We start from the raw sequence: 15,919 nt of genomic DNA, 5'->3' as shown, positions 1-15,919 counted from the left end.
CCGCTGCTACGGTGTAAGTGCACGGTTGCCTGTCTCGGGGAGGGACGACATGCCGGGAACTTTCACCGACTCCAAAGCCCAAGAGCGCTACTTCGCCGCCTACGCGAAAGTCCTGCGAAAGTGGCCGGTCCCCTCGGAGGAGCTGGACATCGCGACGAAGTTCGGCCCCACCCGCGTCCGGCGCAGCGGTCCCGAAGAGGGTGCGCCGATCGTCCTGCTGCACGGCATCATGGGCTCGTCGTTGTCGTGGTACCCGCACCTCGCCGAACTGGCCGCCCGCCACCCGGTCTACGCCATCGATTCGATCGGCGAACCCGGCCGCTCAGTCGAGACGCTCGCCGCGAGCACCGACGACGACCTCGCCGAATGGCTCTCCGAAGTACTCGCCGCCCTCAGCCCGGAAAAGGTCTACCTGGCCGGGGTTTCGCGCGGCGGTTTCCTGGCGCTGAACCTCGCGATTCGTTCCTCCGGTCAGATCGCGGGCGTCATCGGGCTGGAACCGGCCGGGTTCGCGGCGATCAGCATCCCGAAGTTCATCCTTTGGAGTGGCAAGGAGATCTTCCCCTGGCTGCTGCCCGCCGCGCTCCAGCGCCGGATCGTCGCCGGTGACCCGGCCGTGCGGCACACGTTGCGGCCCCTGCTGTTCGCCAGCTTCAAGTACAAGGCCGAACTGCCGCCGCAGCACGTCTTCACCGACGACGAACTCCGTGCGATCGAAGTCCCCGTCCGGCTGGTCCTCGGCGAACGCAGCCATATCCACCGCGCATCCGAGGTCGCCGCACGCGTCGCGAAGCTGAATCCCCGGATCAGCACGGAAATCGTGCCGGGAACCACGCACGCGTTGACGCTTCAGCAGCCCGATCTCGTCACCGCGCGCGTTCTCGAGTTCGTCGAAGCGAACCCGAGCTGACGTCAGACCTGCCGCGCGGTCGCCATCGCCCGCTCGGTCTCCCAGAACGCGCGCATCGAAACGACCAGCCCGTCCTCGTCGACCCCGTAGACGAACACCCCGTCGGTGTCGACGCGGTAGCCGCCGGGCAAGAACGTCGTGATGGTGCCGACGTTCGCGACCTCCGAACCCGCCGCGTGCGAATCGCGGATCACGAACTCGAACTTCTCGACGTTCCCGATCGTCTTGTCCCAGAAGGCGGAAAGACCGTCGCGCCCGTGGTGGCCCTTGCCCTCCTCGTCGAACATCGACGGGCCGACCGGGTCCTCGACGACCGCGTCCGGGGCGAACAGCGCGAGCCAGCCGTCCTTGTCCCCGGCGGTCGCCGCCGTCATCGACTTGAACGCCGCCTCCCGCGCGGGCGGCTGCTCGGCCGCGGGGTCCCAGCAGACCTCGACTCCCATGTCACTCCTCGATTTTCGCGATGATCTCGTCGCCGAACTTGCGGATCGCGTCGACCTTCGGGCCCAGGTCCGCGTCGAAGCCGTGCCCCTCGAACACCCACGGCATGGTGATCGCGTCGGTGACGCCCGCCTCGGCCTGTTCGCGGAACCCGTCGAGCCCGAACCGGTCGACGCACACCGCCTGGAATTCGAACGGGTCGTCGGCTCGCCCGCGCTCGGCGAGCAGGCCCTTGAGCTTGCCGATGGTCTCGCGCAGCTGGTCGAGCGTCATCATCGCGGACGACCAGCCGTCCGCGACGCGCGCGGCCCGGCGCAGCGCGACGTCGGTGTGCCCGCCGATGTAGAACGGCACGCGCGACGGCGGCGCCGGGCTCATCTTGAGCTTGTCGAAGTCGAAGAATTCGCCGTGGAACTCGACCATGTCGCCGCTGAGGATCAGCCGCAGCACCTCGATCGCCTCGTCGAACCGTTTGCCGCGGCGCGCGTACGGGGCGCCGCACCATTCGAATTCCTCGGGCGACCAGCCGATCCCCAGCCCGAGGCCGAACCGGCCGCCGGTCAGCGCGGCGACCGAGTTGACCTGGCGGGCGAGCAGCACCGGATTGCGCGAGCCGAGTTTCAGCACCGAGGTGTAGAACCGGATCCGCTCGGTCGCCGCGCCCATCGAGGCGGTCGCGACCAGCGGGTCGGCCCAGGGCGTGTTCTCGTCCCAGAACCGGCTGCCGTCGGGGGTGTAGGGATAGTCGGCGGACACTTTCTCGGAGTAGAAGAGCGAATCGGGCAGCACGATCGAGGAGAACCCGGCCTCCTCGGCGGCGCGGGCCAGCCCGCCCAGCTGGTCGAGCGGGCTCATCGCGATCGACAGGGAGAACCTCATGCCGCGGACTATAACGTGTTCTAGTTTTGTCGGCCACCGCCCGAACGGAGGCGCCGCCGGGAACTCTCCGCGCACGGTCCGCGTTGTCCGTTTCAGAGACGGCTGCCCGGCCGTCGCGTCAGATCGAGACACGGAGTGACCCATGGGCACCGCGATCCTCCTGATCGTGCTGGTCGTCGTCATCGTCGGAGGCGGGCTGTACCTGTCGAGGAAGCAGGCCGCGACCAGACAGAGCCAGCTCGACGACGCGAAGGCCGACGCGCGCCGCCTCGTCGAGCGCCTCGGCGGCCAGGTCCTCAACATCACCGGCACCGACACCGCCTCCCAGCAGGCGATGGCCGACGCGAGCGAGCGCTACAACGCCGCCGGTTCGCAGCTGGAGCAGGCCAAGACGGTCGAGCAGGCGCGGCTGGTGAAGGAAACCGCCATCGAAGGCCTGTACTACGTGCGTGCCGCGCGCACCGCGATGGGCATGGACCCCGGCCCGGCGCTGCCGGCCGAGGCCGAACGCGAACGGGCGGGCAAGGTCACCGAACACCGCGAGGTGGACGTCGAAGGCCAGCGCTACGCCGCCTCGCCCGACCCCGGCCAGGAAACGCCGTACTACTACCCCGGGGGCCGCGTCGCGGGCCGCCCGGTGCCGCAGGGCTGGTACAGCGAGCCGTGGTGGAAGCCCGCGCTCGTGGCCGGCGCGTGGGGTCTCGGCTCGATGTTCCTGTTCAGCGCCATGTTCTCCGGCATGGGTGGCATCGCCAGCGCCTCGGCCTGGGAATCCGGCTACGACGCGGGCCAAGCGGACGCCCTGGACGCCGGCGGCATGGACGGCGGCGGGATGGACGGCGGCTTCGACGGCGGGGGCTTTGACGGCGGCGGATTCGACGGAAGCCAGGACTTCGGCGGAGGTTTCGACGGAGGCGGCTTCGATGGCGGCGGATTCGACGGCGGAGGCTTCGACTTCTGACCGATGACTCGCGAAGGCCCCGCGGCAGATTTGCCGCGGGGCCTTCGTCGTATTCACGGCCGTCTCCGCGCGCCTCCGCTTCCGCAGATGTCCGTGAGGGGAACCCTGAGGGACTCTGATTCCGTCAGGGTTCCCCTCACGGACACATGGCATCGCGTGCGGAGCTCATCGGCCAGAGGAACAGCCTTGCCTAAACAGCACTGGTTCAGCTCAAGCAGGCTGGCAAGCAGGGCACCAATAAAGATTCCGCGCAGCCAATTCCTTCTGCGCCACCGGAGTCCCGCAAATCAAACACGGCATTCCAGCCCGCCGGTAAACGTAAACCTCGCCCCCGTGCCGGTCCTCCCGCGGCGCCCGGCCCATCGCGGCAGGCAAATGCTCCGGCGCGACCGTGTCGATTCGCCCGACCCGAACCCCGGCGCGCATCAGCGTCACCAGGTCCGCCCAGATGTCGTCCCACAGCGCGCGGTCCAGCGACCGTCCCGGGACCATCGGCGAAATCCCGTGCCGGAACAGCACTTCCGCGCGATAAACGTTCCCGACCCCGGCCAGCACCGCCTGATCCATCAGCAACGCGGCGATCGTCGTACGAGAACGCGAAATCCTTTCCCACGCACGATCCGGCTTCGCGTCACGGCGCAGCGGGTCCGGACCCAGCCGGGCTTTGATCGCGTCGACCTGTGCCGGGTCCAGCAGTTCGCACCGCGTCGGGCCGCGCAGGTCGGTCCAGTGGGTCCGGCCGACGAGCCGCATCCGCACCTGGCCGACCGGCTCGGCTTCGGGAAGCTCGGCCTCGCCGAACGTGCCGTACAGACCTAAGTGGACATGGACTGTCCCCAAAGGACCGTAGTGGTGGAACAGATGTTTCCCGTACGCCTCAGCGGAAACGAGCACCTGCCCGTCGAGTTTCTCCGCCTCCGCGGCGAACCGGCCCTGCGGACTGCTCACCGCGACCGGTTCGCCGGCGTACCGGCGTTTGTGGAGACGGGCCAGCCGATGGAGCGTGTGCCCCTCGGGCATCAGGCCTCCGGCAACGCGGGCGGGGTGCCGGTGCGCTCGTAGTCGAGCAGCTGCTGCACGCGCCGCACGTGGCGTTCGGCCGGGTCCACCGGCGTGGCCAGGAACGCCTCGACGATCTCGGTGGCCTGCTCCTCGGTGTGCATCCGGGCGCCGACGCCCAGCACCTGGGCGTGGTTGTGCTCGCGGGTCAGCTGCGCGGTTTCGACGCTCCAGCCGAGTCCGGCGCGGATTCCCGGCACCTTGTTCGCGGCGATCTGCTCGCCGTTGCCGGACCCGCCGATGACGATCCCGAGGCTGCCCTCGTCGGCGGCCACGCGGCGCGCGGTTTCGACGCAGAACGCCGGGTAGTCGTCGGCCGCGTCGTAGACGAACGGACCGATGTCGGTCACCTCGTGCCCCTGTTCGCCGAGGTGGCGGACAAGGTGGTTCTTCAGCTCGAAACCGGCATGGTCGGATCCCAAGTAGACACGCACAGCGGGAGTGTGCCATCTCGCCGCCGACCCGGCATGCTCCGGGGGTGGACATCGCAGCGCAGCACGGCGCGGACGTCCGGCTCGAATGGGGTGGCGAAGGCGTCGGGATCCTCGGCCGGGAGTGCGCGGTGCTGATCATCGTGGACGTGCTTTCCTTCAGCACCACAACGGATCTCGTCATCGGCCGCGGCGGCCGGGTGCTGCCGGTGCGGTGGCGCGACGAACGCGGAATCGCCGAGGCGCGCGGGGCTGGAGCGGTGGTCGCGGGAGAAGAGGAATGGACGCTCCGGCCGTCTTCTGTGACGGAGATCCCGTCCGGCACACTCCTCGCGCTCCCCTCCCCCAACGGCGCGTCGCTCTGCGCCGCCGCGGCGAAAACCGGCGCGCACGTATTGGCGGGTTGCCTGCGGAATGCGTCAGCGGCCGCGGCGAAAGCCGAGGAAATCGCCGACGGACGGCCGATCGGCGTGATTCCGGCCGGGGAGCGTTGGGGCGTCGATATGTTCGGAGAAGGCGCTGAGTTCGGGCCGCTGCGACCGTGCGTCGAAGACCAGTTGGGCGCGGGCGCGATCGTCAGCGCGTTGACCGGCTCACGGTCCGCCGAAGCCGCGCTCGCGGCGGCTGCCTACGCGGCCACCGACGTCCCGGCCGCGCTGCGCACCTGCACCTCCGGCCGCGAACTCGCCGCGACCGGCCATGGGAACGACGTATTTCTCGCTGCGCAACAGGATGTCAGCGATAGCGTGGCAAGGCTGTCACACGGAATTCTGGAGGGGCGATGAGCTGGACCGAGGTGGCCGACGGGGTTTTCGCCCGCCGGTACGACGAACTGGACCTCACCACCGGCTTGGTGCTCGGCCAGGAGCAGTGCCTGGTGATCGACACCCGCGGCGACGTCGACCAGGGCGCCGAATTCGCCGCCGCGGTCCGCGAACTGACCGAGCTGCCGTGGTCGGTCGTCTACACGCACGCGCATTTCGACCACGCCTTCGGCACCACGCCGTTCCTGCCGTGCGACATCTGGGCCCACCCCGGCTGCCTGCAGGCGATGCTGAAGAACGGCGAAGCCGACAAACAAACCTGGGCGGCCCACTACCGCAAAGAGGGCAAGCCGGAAATCGCCGACGCCATCGAGCGCACCGGGCTCATGCCGCCCGACCGCCTCGTGAGCGACCGCGCCGAACTCGACCTCGGCGGCCGCACCGTGACCCTGGTGCACCCCGGCCTCGCGCACACCGACCACGACCTGCTGGTGCACGTGCCGGACGCCGACGTCGTCTTCGCCGGAGACGTCGTAGAGCACGGGCCGCACGGCTTCACCGCGTACTCGTTCGGTCCGGACGACGAACTTGATGCGTGGGCCGCGGCGATGGACGCGCTGCTCGCGCTGGAGCCGCGGATCGTCGTGCCGGGGCACGGCGATCCGGTGGACGAAGCGTTCGTGCGCACGCATCGCGACGGGCTGCTGCGGCTGCATGAGCTGAAGACGCGCGGGGCGTCGCGGGAAGAGGCGTTGCGGGGGTCGCCGTACCCGGAGGACGTCACCAGGGCGGCGCTTGGGTTCTCGTGAGTGTTCGTGCCGGTTAGAACCGGCATCGCCGCTCACGAGGCCCCGGCGCGCTGCCGGACGTGACGGCCTTGGCGGTGCGGGCAAAACGTGCGGGACTCGTGAGTGTTTACGCCGGTTAGAACCGGCATAAACACTCACGAGGGAGTCGGTCAGTCGAAGTTCAGGCCCCCGGTCCGGGTGCGCTTCAGCTCGAAGAAGTCCGGGTAGCTGGCCAGCGCGACCGCGCCGTCGAACACCTTCAACGCGTCCTCGCCCCGCGGGATCGACGACAGCACCGGGCCGAAGAACGCGGCCCCGTTGACGTGGATGGTCGGCGTGCCGACGTCCATGCCCACCGGGTCCATGCCCTCGTGGTGGCTCTTGCGCAGCGCCTCGTCGTATTCGGTCGATTCGCCCGCCTCGGCGAGTTCGGCCGGGGCGCCGATCGCGGCCAGCGCTTCCTTGATGACCAGCGTGCGGTCCTCGTTGTGCTGGTTGTGGTAGCGGGTGCCGAACTCGGTGTAGAAGTCGCGCACGGCTTCCTGGCCCTGGGTCTGCGCGAGCGCGGTGGCGACGCGAACCGGAGCCCAGCCCTCGCTCAGCAGCGCCTTGTACCGCTCGGGCAGGTCCTCGCGGCCTTCGTTCAGCACCGACAGGCTCATCACCCGGAAGTTCAGGTCCAGTTCCCGGTGCTTCTCGACCTCGAGGATCCACCGCGACGAGATCCAGGCGAACGGGCAGATCGGGTCGAAGAAGAAGTCCACCTTCGCGGGCTGGGACGAGTCAGTCATTTTTCACGGGCTCCTCGGCGAGGCTGCTCCCCGGCATTCGCCGGAGGACGGGGCAAACCCCCGCACTGCGAGGCAACGCGGGAAGGCCTCCGCATTGTTCCCTGGTCGCCGGTTCCGGGCCCGTCATGATTGGATGCTGAACGTCGTGCCAACCGGAACCGAAGACCAGAGGTGCCCGTGCCCGCCCCCAACCTGACGCGTGACGAAGCCAAGCAGCGCTCCGGCCTGCTGGACGTGTCGTCCTACGACATCGAGCTGGACCTGACCGACGGCCACGGCCGTCCAGGGGAGAAAATCTTCCGCTCCACCACCACGGTGCGGTTCTCCAGCAGCCGTCCCGGCGAAGCCTCGTGGATCGACCTCGTCGCCGAAGGCGTGCGCTCCGCCGTGCTGAACGGCGCCGAGCTCGATGTCAGCGGCTACGCCGAGGAAAAGGGCATCGCGCTGCCCGGCCTTGCCGCGGACAACGAACTCGTCGTCACCGCCGACTGCCGCTACATGAACACCGGCGAGGGCCTGCACCGGTTCGTCGACCCGGTCGACGACGGCGCCTACCTCTACACCCAGTTCGAGACCGCCGACGCGAAGCGCATGTTCGCCTGCTTCGACCAGCCGGACCTCAAGTCCGTCTACCGGCTCGCCGTGCACGCCCCGCGCGACTGGAAGGTCGTGTCCAACGCGCTGGTCGAAAGCGCCGAGGACACCGAGGACGGCGCGCGCCGCACGCAGTTCGCCGAATCCGAGCGCATCTCCACCTACCTGGTGGCGCTCGTCGCCGGCCCGTACGCGGAATGGACCGACGAGTTCCGCGACGAGCACCGCACCATCCCGCTCGGCATCTACTGCCGCGCGTCGCTCGCCGAGCACATGGACGCCGAGCGGCTGTTCGTCGAAACCAAACAGGGTTTCGCCTTCTACCACGAGAAATTCGGCACCCCGTACCCGTTCTCCAAGTACGACCAGCTGTTCGTGCCGGAGTTCAACGCGGGCGCGATGGAGAACGCCGGCGCGGTCACCTTCCTCGAGGACTACGTCTTCCGCAGCCGCGTCACCCGCTACGCCTACGAGCGGCGCGCCGAGACGCTGCTGCACGAGATGGCGCACATGTGGTTCGGCGACCTGGTCACCATGCGCTGGTGGGACGACCTGTGGCTGAACGAGTCGTTCGCGACCTTCGCGAGCGTGTTCGCCCAGGCCGAGGCGACCGAGTACAAGAACGCCTGGACCAGCTTCGCGAACATCGAGAAGTCCTGGGCCTACCGCCAGGACCAGCTGCCCTCGACGCACCCGATCGCGGCCGACATCGTCGACCTGCACGCGGTCGAGGTCAACTTCGACGGCATCACCTACGCCAAGGGCGCGAGCGTCCTCAAGCAGCTGGTGTCCTACGTCGGCATCGAGCACTTCCTCGACGGCCTCAAGGTCTACTTCGGCAAGCACGCGTGGGGCAACGCCACCCTCGCCGACCTGCTGGCGGCGCTGGAAGAAGCGTCCGGCCGCGACCTGTCGTGGTGGAGCGCGGAGTGGCTGGAGACCACCGGCCTCAACTCGCTCAGCCCGCGCTACGAGATCGCCGCGGACGGCACTTTCGCGTCGTTCGCCGTCGTGCAGACCGGCGCGAAGCCGGGTGCCGGCGAGCTGCGCACGCACCGCGTCGCGGTCGGTGTGTACGACGAGGACGGCGACGGAAAGATCGTCCGCACCCGCCGCGTCGAGCTGGACGTCACCGGCGAACGCACCGAGGTGCCGGACCTGGTCGGCCAGGCCGCGGGCAAGCTCGTGCTGGTCAACGACGACGACCTGACCTACTGCCGGATGCGGCTCGACCCGGCGTCGCTGACCACGCTGATCGACCGGATCGGCGACATCACCGAATCGCTGCCGCGCACGCTGTGCTGGTCGGCCGCGTGGGAGATGACACGCGAGGCCGAGCTGAAGGCCCGCGACTTCGTCACGCTGGTGGCGCGCGGGATGCACGCCGAGAGCGAGGTCGGCGTGGTGCAGCGACTGCTGTTGCAGGCGCAGACCGCACTCAACTCCTATGCCGATCAGAAGTGGGCTGCTTCGGAGGGCTGGCCCGCGTTGAGCGGGCGGTTGCTGGAGCTGGCTCGTACCGCGGAGGCTGGGTCGGATCATCAGCTGGCGTTTGTGAATTCGCTGGCTGGCGGGGTGTTGAGCGACGAGATTTCGGCTGAGATCGCTGGGTGGCTGGACGGGTCCGCGCCGTTGCCGGGGCTCACTGTGGACACGGATCTGCGGTGGCGGTTGCTGCAGGCGTTGGTCGCGCACGGCAAGGCTGGTGCGGACGAGATCAATGCCGAGCAGGAGCGGGATGACACCGCAGCTGGGCGGCGGCATGCTGAGCGGTCCCGGGCGTTGCAGCCTACGGCGGAGGCTAAGGCTGATACTTGGCAGCGTGCCATTTACGACGACGAGATTCCCAATGCGGTTAGCGATGCGTTGATTTCCGGGTTCTCGCATCCGGGGCAGAAGCATTTGCTCGGGGAGTACATCGAGCGGTACTTCGAGGTTATCGACGACGTTTGGGCTCGGCGGTCTAGTGAGCGGGCGCAGCCTACGGCTATTGGGTTGTATCCGTCTTGGGCTGTTGAGGCGGCTACGGTGAATGCTTCGGACGAGTGGCTTGCCGGGGAGCATCCCGCTGCGTTGCGGCGGCTTGTTTCCGAGGGGCGGGCAGGGATTGTTCGGGCGTTGGCTGCTCGGGATTTCGATAGCCAGGGTTGAGTTTTTCTTGGGGATTTGACGCAAGCGCGTTGCGTTGGGCACCCCGAAGCTGATGGTGACTACGGGCTGAGGGTGCTTGTCAAGGCGGGAAAGATGCCTTGACAAGCACCCTCAGCCCGTGTTTTTGGCTTCGTATCGGGGTGCAGGGCCGGGTCTGGCTGCATGGATCTGTTGAGTGCGTTGGCGGCGGTTGGGTAGGGCGGCTGGCGTCCCGATGTGGTGGGTGCATGCGACGCATCCAATGTGGCGTTCGGTGCGTCTGACGCACCCAATGCCACGTTGGGGCGCATCCCGGCGGGGGCCGCTGGGCGGGTGGTCCGTGAAGGGCCCCTTGAGGGAATCTAAGTCCGTGAAGGGGCCCCTCACGGACGGTGGAGAGTCGTGAAGGTTCCCCTCACGGACTCGGCCGCCGTGAAGGTGGCCCTCACGGACTGCGGCGGGTCGTGAGGGGAACCCTGAGGGACTCTGAGTCCGTGAAGGTTCCCCTCACGGACTTGGCCGCCGTGAGGGTGGCCTTCACGGACTTGTCTTGGCCAGAACGTAGAAAGGGCCGCCCCGCGCGGTGCGGGACGGCTCTTGGACGTTCGGGGCTCGGTTAGTGCTTCGAGGCGGGGCCCGCTTGGTCGCTCAGCATGCGCAGGGCGTTGACCAGGCCGCCTGTGAGGTCGCCTTCCTTGAAGGAGGCCACCATGCTCGCCACGGCCAGGTTCGCGCCGCGGTCGGGCAGGCGCGAGTGGGCGCGTTCGCCGGTGACGATCTCGATCGCGCGCTGCGCGGGCGAAACGCCCAGCAGGACCGCGTTCGTGGGGTCGTCGGTGGCGGCGTGCAGCTTTTCCGCGCCGGCGCGGGTGTCTTCGCCCAGGTCGCCCAGGTAGATGCTGAAGCCGAGGCCGGTTTCGCGGGTCGCGAAGGTCAGGGCCTCGTCCAGGCGCGCGAGCTGCTGCACCGTGAACGGGCTCGTCGGGGCCGCGGGCTCGTACATCTTCGCCGCGGACAGGCGGCCGCTGTTGGTGATGACCTCGCCGAAGGCCAGGTCCTTCTCCGCGACCGCGGTCTGGGTCACTTCACCACTTGCCACGAGCGCCTCCTGCGGCCGTCGAAGCGCCCGCGGGCGCCGCATTCACGTCAACCGCCGGCGCGTGGCCGGCTCCTACGCCGTCCGGGTTGGCGGTCCACCACATCGCGGGGTACTCCCACGGCTGCCCCGGCCGGTACCGCGGCGTCCCCGAGAACTTCTTCCGCAAGGTCGCGGCGCCGACCACGAAGTAAATGGCCCCGGGAATCACCGCGTAGACCAGGATCGTCTCGACAACGTTCACGCCGGTGAGCGTATCGGATGCCTTTCGGAGCCACCGCGCGACACCGCGAGCAGGCGTGACCGTTCGTCGTCGCTGAGGCGCCGTCCGCCGCTTGGCCCGCCGCCGCTGGAACGTTGGGGCGAAGGGCTGCGGGCCGAAAGATGGCAACTCGCCGTACAGGCGGCCGTACCGGGCGATACCGGCTTGTCCGAACCTTGAAATCCTCGTAGCTTTTTCACCTGTACGGGCCTTGCGCCCGCCTCCCCCGCCCCAGCCCGTTACGCACCGGTTCCAGGAGGACCCCTCATGCAGAGCGTCCAGCCCCCCGCTCAGGCGATCGCCGAGACCATTTCGTCACCCAGCGAGACCGGATTCGTGCCCGGAACGCGGGTCACGTCCGGCACCAGGGTTACGCGCAGCACTCGGGTCAGCCGCGGAACCCGGGTCACCGCGGGCACTCGCCTGGCAATGGGTACCCGGGTCACCATGGGAACTCGAGTCACCAGGGGAACCCGCGTTACCTGCGGGACCCACGTCACGGCCGGAACACGCGTCACGATGGGCACCCGCGTCACGCGCGGGACCCGGGTCACCCGGGGCACTCGCGTCACGGCGGGGACCCGCGTCACCTGCGGCACACGGGTCACGATGGGCACGCGCGTCACGATGGGCACCCGCGTCACGCGCGGAACCCGGGTCACCGCCGGAACCCGCGTCACCATGGGCACCCGGGTCACCCGCGGCACTCGTGTCACGCGCGGCACCCGGGTCACGATGGGCACCCGCGTCGCCTGCCAGGCCGACTACAGCCTCGCCGCCTGAGCACAACCGGCGCAGCAAGCACCGCCCAGCACCGGACAAGACGCGTCGAGCGAGATCCATCGGCTCGCCCCGGCCGCCGCACAGGCAGCCGGGGCGCCGACGTGTCCGGGTCCGGGAGGCTAGGCCGCCGACCCGAGATACGGCCGCCACAGCGGATCGGCCTCTTTGGAATGCGCCAGCAGCCGCCAGTGCGGGCCGTGCGGAGCGCGCGGCACCACGCGCAGCCGCCAGCCGATCTCCGACAGGAGCCGGTCGGCCTTGCGGTGATTGCACTTCGCGCAGCAGGCCACGCAGTTGGTCCAGCTGTGCGGACCGCCCTTGCTGCGCGGGACGACGTGGTCGATCGTCTCGGCCCGGCCGCCGCAGTAGGCGCAGCGGTGCCGGTCCCGGTGCATCAGCCCGGCGCGGGTGAGCGGCACCTGCGCCCGGTAGGGCACCCGCACGTAGTTGCTGAGCCGGATCACCGACGGGACGGGCAGCGACACCGTCGCGGCGTGCAGTTCGACGCCGCCCGGATCGCCGTGCACGACCTCCGCCTTGCCGCACATGACGAGCACCACCGCACGCCGCATCGGCACCGCGGTCAGCGGCTCGAAAGTGGCGTTGAGCAGGAGGACCCGGCGCCGCCCCCATGCCGGGGCGACCGGATCGCGGGCTCTACGCTGTCCGGGCGGACGGGAAGCTCCCCCTGGACGGGTCCCCGGCCCGGACGGGACGGAGCCGCCGGATGCGGACCCTCCCGGGCAGGCACGCAGGATCGCCTCCGGCGGCAGCTCGGCCATGGCTTGGCCGGCGCCGCCGAGGGGGACGGGTTGTCGGTCTGGCACTCGACCACCTCCACCGGTGCAGGCATAGTCGACCACACATCAGGGCCCCGGCGCACGCGTGTTCTGTGACGTGTCACATACCCGCGACCCGGCGGCCACCCCGCGGCCGCCTGCGCGCCGCCGGGGCGAAGAAACGAGAAAGGACAATCTCAGCCAGTGAATGCCGTGCTCAGCGCTCCACCCGCCTGCATCTCCGAGACCGGGACGTGGTGCGCCCAGGTCTATTCGGTCACGCACAACGAGTGGCTCGCCGCGTCGGCGGGCTGGCTCCTCACGAAGCCGCTGAAGATCGTCCTGATCCTGGTCGTCGCCTTCGTGGTGCGATTTCTCACCAAACGGCTGATCGAGCGGGTCACCACGCTTCCGGCCTCGGGCAGCGGCGGCAAAATCCCGACGCTGTTGAGACCGCTGCGCGAACGCGCGCCGGACATGCTCGGCACGGCGGTGACGGAACGCCGCAGGCAGCGGGCCAAGACCATCGGCTCAGTGCTGAAGTCCGGCTCCACGTTCCTGATCTACGGCCTCGCGTTCATCCTCGTGCTCGGCGAACTGGGCATCGACCTGGCCCCGATCATCGCGTCCGCCGGCATCGTCGGCGTAGCGCTCGGATTCGGCGCGCAGAACCTGGTCAAGGACTTCCTTTCCGGGATGTTCATGATGATCGAGGACCAGTACGGCGTCGGCGACGTCGTGGACATCGGCGAAGCGACCGGCACCGTCGAGGCGGTCGGCCTGCGCATCACCACGCTGCGCGACCTCAAGGGCACCGTCTGGTACGTCCGCAACGGCGAGGTGCTGCGCGTCGGCAACTCCAGCCAGGGCTTCGCCTACGCCGTGGTGGACGTCCCGCTGAGCTACTCCGCAGACGTCGACCGGGCGACCGAGGTGCTCAGCAGCGCGGCCACGAAGGCGGTCGAAACGGACGCGCTGTCGGCGAACGTGCTGGAGCCGCCGGAGTTGCTCGGCGTCGAACAGGTCACGCCGGAGGGGATCGTGTTGCGGCTGACGGTCAAGGTGCGACCGGGCAAGCAGTGGGCGGTGCAGCGGAAGCTGCGCGGGCAGCTGCTCGGCGCGCTCGAGGAGGCCGGTTTCGAACCGCCGCTCGGCCGGCTGCTGTCGTCCATGCAGGACAAGCAGTCGGGCGCGCAGCGCAGCTGAGGCAGGGCAAGATGGAGGTGTGTCTGTGAGCGAGCCGGAACCGGCGAACCTGTACGAGGCGGTGGGCGGCGAACCGACCTTCCGCCGGATCATCAAGCGGTTCTACGAGGAAGTGGCCCGCGACGAGGTGCTGCGCCCGCTCTACCCGGAGGAGGACCTCGGCCCGGCGGAGGAGCGGTTCCGGCTGTTCCTCATCCAGTACTGGGGCGGTCCGCACACCTACTCCGACCAGCGCGGCCACCCCCGGCTGCGGATGCGGCACGCGCCGTTCAAGATCGGCCCGATCGAACGCGACGCGTGGCTGCGCTGCATCCGGATCGCGATCGACGAGGAGAACCTTCCCGAGCCGTACCTCAGCCAGCTGTGGGCGTACCTGGAAATGGCCGCGCACAGCATGATGAACAGCTTCGTCTGATGAGACGGAAGGTCGCGGGACGGCGGCCGGACCGCCCGCGGCCGTCGTGGTGGTCGGACGCGGTGTTCTACGAGATCTACGTGCGGTCGTTCGCCGATTCGGGCGAGGACGGCATCGGCGACCTCGAAGGCATCCGCAGCAAGCTCGGCTACCTGGAGCTGCTGGGCGTCGACGCGCTGTGGCTGACGCCGTTCTACCCGTCGCCGATGGCCGACCACGGCTACGACGTGGCGGACCCGCGCGGCGTCGACCGGATGTTCGGCACCCTCGGCGACTTCGACGTGCTGCTCACCGAGGCGCACCGGCGCGGCATCCGGGTCACCGTGGACGTGGTGCCCAACCACACGAGCAACCAGCACGCGTGGTTCAAGTCCGCGCTGGCCGCCGGGCCGGGCAGCCCGGAGCGGGAGCGCTACCACTTCCGCGCCGGACGCGGTCCCGGCGGAGCCGAACCGCCCAACAACTGGGTCAGCGTGTTCGGCGGCCCGGCGTGGACGCGGGTGCCGGACGGGCAGTGGTACCTGCACCTGTTCGCGCCGCAGCAGCCCGACCTGAACTGGGCCAACCCGGACGTCCGCGCCGATCTCGAGCGCACCCTGCGGTTCTGGCTGGACCGGGGCGTCGACGGGTTCCGGATCGACGTCGCGCACGGCATGGCCAAGCCCGCCGGGCTGCCCGACATGGACCCGGACACGCCCGCGCACGGCGGCGGCGCGTTCGGCGATCCGCGGTTCGACGACGACGGCGTGCACGAGGTGCACCAGCTGATCCGCAAGGTGCTCGACGAGTACCCGGACGCGATGGCCGTCGGCGAGATCTGGGTGCAGGACGAGGAGCGGCTGGCGCGCTACCTGCGGCCGGACGAACTTCATCTGGCGTTCAACTTCCGCCTGGTGCTCACGCATTTCGACGCGGACGCGATGCGCACGTCGATCGAGCGTTCGCTGGCGGTGCCGCGCGCGGCGGGCGCTCCGGCGACCTGGACGCTGTCCAATCACGACGTCTGGCGCGCGGCGAGCCGTTACGGCGGCGGCGCGGCCGGGGTCCGCCGGGCGCGCGCGATGGCGCTGGTGGAACTCGCCCTGCCCGGTGCGGTGTATCTCTACCAGGGCGAAGAGCTGGGCCTGCCGAACGCCGACCTGCCGCTCGAGGCGATGACCGACCCGCGCGCCCGCACGCAGGGCCCGGAGTTCAGCCGGGACGGCGAGCGGGTGCCGCTGCCCTGGGAGGGCACGCTCCCGCCGTACGGGTTTTCGCGCACCGCGCAGACCTGGCTGCCGATGCCCGCGGACTGGGCTTCGCTCACCGTGGAACGGCAGCTCGAAGACCCGGAATCGACGCTTTCGCTGTACCGGCGCGCGGTGGAGCTGCGGAAACACCATCCGGCGTTCCGAGGCGGCGACGAGTTGGAATGGTACGGCGCGCCCGCTGGCTGCTTCGCATTCCGCCGCGGCCGGGGCGGGCTGATCTGCGCGCTGAACACCTCGGCCAGTTCGATCGCCCTGCCGCCGGGAGAAGTGCTGCTCACCAGCAGTCCGCTGGTCGACGGCAGGCTGGCGCCGGACTCGGCGGCCTGGCTCGGGTAACTTCCCCGCCTGCTGGTGGGCGGCGCGGCTGTCCTGCGGTCCGT

General features: G+C 69.5%; 18 protein-coding genes. 9 read left to right on the top strand and 9 right to left on the bottom strand.

The features are described from left to right. Positions 1 to 49: 49 nt before the first annotated feature. Entirely contained in the window at positions 50 to 910 is an 861-nt protein-coding gene (locus tag D0D37_RS17335) for an alpha/beta fold hydrolase (protein WP_116201584.1), read from the top strand. 2 nt (positions 911 to 912) lie between these two features. On the opposite strand, the gene D0D37_RS17330 is transcribed toward D0D37_RS17335, so the two are convergent. Together D0D37_RS17330 and D0D37_RS17325 are read right to left on the bottom strand one after the other, a co-directional pair. After that, positions 913 to 1,353 carry a nuclear transport factor 2 family protein gene (locus D0D37_RS17330; protein ID WP_116201583.1) on the bottom strand — a complete coding sequence of 147 codons (441 nt, stop codon included), beginning with the start codon at positions 1,351 to 1,353 and terminating at the stop codon, positions 913 to 915. A 1-nt stretch (position 1,354) separates the two neighbouring features. Then, on the bottom strand, positions 1,355 to 2,230 hold the full coding sequence (locus tag D0D37_RS17325) for a TIGR03619 family F420-dependent LLM class oxidoreductase (RefSeq protein ID WP_116201582.1): 876 nt from the start codon (positions 2,228 to 2,230) through the stop codon (positions 1,355 to 1,357). 142 nt (positions 2,231 to 2,372) lie between these two features. Here D0D37_RS17325 and D0D37_RS17320 point away from each other — a divergent pair, with 142 nt between their 5' ends. Continuing rightward, positions 2,373 to 3,191, top strand: coding sequence for a hypothetical protein (locus D0D37_RS17320; RefSeq protein ID WP_116201581.1), 819 nt, complete (start codon positions 2,373 to 2,375; stop codon positions 3,189 to 3,191). A 210-nt stretch (positions 3,192 to 3,401) separates the two neighbouring features. Here the strand turns inward: D0D37_RS17320 and D0D37_RS17315 are convergent, their stop codons facing one another. Both D0D37_RS17315 and D0D37_RS17310 read right to left on the bottom strand, forming a co-directional pair. Continuing rightward, the gene (locus D0D37_RS17315; RefSeq protein WP_116201580.1) at positions 3,402 to 4,211 is read right to left on the bottom strand and encodes an Fpg/Nei family DNA glycosylase; all 810 of its coding nucleotides are present in this window, start codon (positions 4,209 to 4,211) and stop codon (positions 3,402 to 3,404) included. Continuing rightward, a complete protein-coding gene (locus D0D37_RS17310; protein WP_116201579.1) occupies positions 4,211 to 4,684 on the bottom strand; it encodes a ribose-5-phosphate isomerase in 474 nt (157 codons plus the stop codon). Before D0D37_RS17310 ends, D0D37_RS17315 begins: the two co-directional genes overlap by 1 nt. Before the next feature lie 44 nt (positions 4,685 to 4,728). Here D0D37_RS17310 and D0D37_RS17305 point away from each other — a divergent pair, with 44 nt between their 5' ends. Further along, complete coding sequence (locus D0D37_RS17305) at positions 4,729 to 5,466, top strand: 2-phosphosulfolactate phosphatase (RefSeq protein WP_116201578.1); 738 nt, start codon at positions 4,729 to 4,731, stop codon at positions 5,464 to 5,466. Continuing rightward, positions 5,463 to 6,254, top strand: a complete 792-nt coding sequence (locus D0D37_RS17300; RefSeq protein WP_116201577.1) for an MBL fold metallo-hydrolase — start codon at positions 5,463 to 5,465, stop codon at positions 6,252 to 6,254. Before D0D37_RS17305 ends, D0D37_RS17300 begins: the two co-directional genes overlap by 4 nt. Before the next feature lie 149 nt (positions 6,255 to 6,403). Here the strand turns inward: D0D37_RS17300 and D0D37_RS17295 are convergent, their stop codons facing one another. Beyond that, positions 6,404 to 7,024 carry a mycothiol-dependent nitroreductase Rv2466c family protein gene (locus D0D37_RS17295; protein ID WP_116201576.1) on the bottom strand — a complete coding sequence of 207 codons (621 nt, stop codon included), beginning with the start codon at positions 7,022 to 7,024 and terminating at the stop codon, positions 6,404 to 6,406. 177 nt (positions 7,025 to 7,201) lie between these two features. Between D0D37_RS17295 and pepN the strand changes: the two genes are divergently transcribed. Beyond that, complete coding sequence (pepN, locus tag D0D37_RS17290) at positions 7,202 to 9,769, top strand: aminopeptidase N (protein ID WP_116201618.1); 2,568 nt, start codon at positions 7,202 to 7,204, stop codon at positions 9,767 to 9,769. Between the two features lie 595 nt (positions 9,770 to 10,364). Here the strand turns inward: pepN and D0D37_RS17280 are convergent. The 3 genes from D0D37_RS17280 to D0D37_RS47970 all read right to left on the bottom strand — a co-directional run bounded on the left by D0D37_RS17280 (position 10,365) and on the right by D0D37_RS47970 (position 11,570). Further along, positions 10,365 to 10,847, bottom strand: a complete 483-nt coding sequence (locus tag D0D37_RS17280; RefSeq protein WP_116201574.1) for a DUF5130 family protein — start codon at positions 10,845 to 10,847, stop codon at positions 10,365 to 10,367. Beyond that, positions 10,834 to 11,088: an aa3-type cytochrome oxidase subunit CtaJ gene (gene ctaJ, locus D0D37_RS17275; protein ID WP_037715018.1), complete on the bottom strand. Its 255-nt coding sequence runs from the start codon at positions 11,086 to 11,088 to the stop codon at positions 10,834 to 10,836. Before ctaJ ends, D0D37_RS17280 begins: the two co-directional genes overlap by 14 nt. 308 nt (positions 11,089 to 11,396) lie before the next feature. Further along, positions 11,397 to 11,570, bottom strand: coding sequence for a hypothetical protein (locus D0D37_RS47970; protein WP_244223550.1), 174 nt, complete (start codon positions 11,568 to 11,570; stop codon positions 11,397 to 11,399). Positions 11,571 to 11,625: 55 nt separating this feature from the next. Here D0D37_RS47970 and D0D37_RS47965 point away from each other — a divergent pair, with 55 nt between their 5' ends. Next, positions 11,626 to 11,889, top strand: coding sequence for a hypothetical protein (locus D0D37_RS47965; RefSeq protein ID WP_244223549.1), 264 nt, complete (start codon positions 11,626 to 11,628; stop codon positions 11,887 to 11,889). 119 nt (positions 11,890 to 12,008) lie between these two features. Here D0D37_RS47965 and D0D37_RS48640 read toward each other — a convergent pair whose 3' ends face one another. Further along, on the bottom strand, positions 12,009 to 12,461 hold the full coding sequence (locus tag D0D37_RS48640) for an HNH endonuclease (RefSeq protein WP_116201572.1): 453 nt from the start codon (positions 12,459 to 12,461) through the stop codon (positions 12,009 to 12,011). Between the two features lie 411 nt (positions 12,462 to 12,872). On the opposite strand from D0D37_RS48640, the gene D0D37_RS17260 reads away from it, so the two are divergent. From D0D37_RS17260 to D0D37_RS17250, 3 genes are read left to right on the top strand one after another with little or no spacing between them, the layout of a single operon-like run. After that, positions 12,873 to 13,874 carry a mechanosensitive ion channel family protein gene (locus tag D0D37_RS17260; protein WP_162834281.1) on the top strand — a complete coding sequence of 334 codons (1,002 nt, stop codon included), beginning with the start codon at positions 12,873 to 12,875 and terminating at the stop codon, positions 13,872 to 13,874. A gap of 19 nt (positions 13,875 to 13,893) precedes the next feature. Further along, complete coding sequence (locus tag D0D37_RS17255; protein ID WP_116201571.1) at positions 13,894 to 14,289, top strand: globin; 396 nt, start codon at positions 13,894 to 13,896, stop codon at positions 14,287 to 14,289. After that, positions 14,289 to 15,875, top strand: coding sequence for a glycoside hydrolase family 13 protein (locus tag D0D37_RS17250; protein WP_116201570.1), 1,587 nt, complete (start codon positions 14,289 to 14,291; stop codon positions 15,873 to 15,875). Before D0D37_RS17255 ends, D0D37_RS17250 begins: the two co-directional genes overlap by 1 nt. Positions 15,876 to 15,919 lie beyond the last annotated feature (44 nt).

The sequence above is a fragment of the Amycolatopsis circi genome (genome assembly GCF_003385235.1).
Lineage (GTDB): Bacteria > Actinomycetota > Actinomycetes > Mycobacteriales > Pseudonocardiaceae > Amycolatopsis > Amycolatopsis circi.
This window is presented reverse-complemented; position numbering and strand designations above follow the sequence as displayed.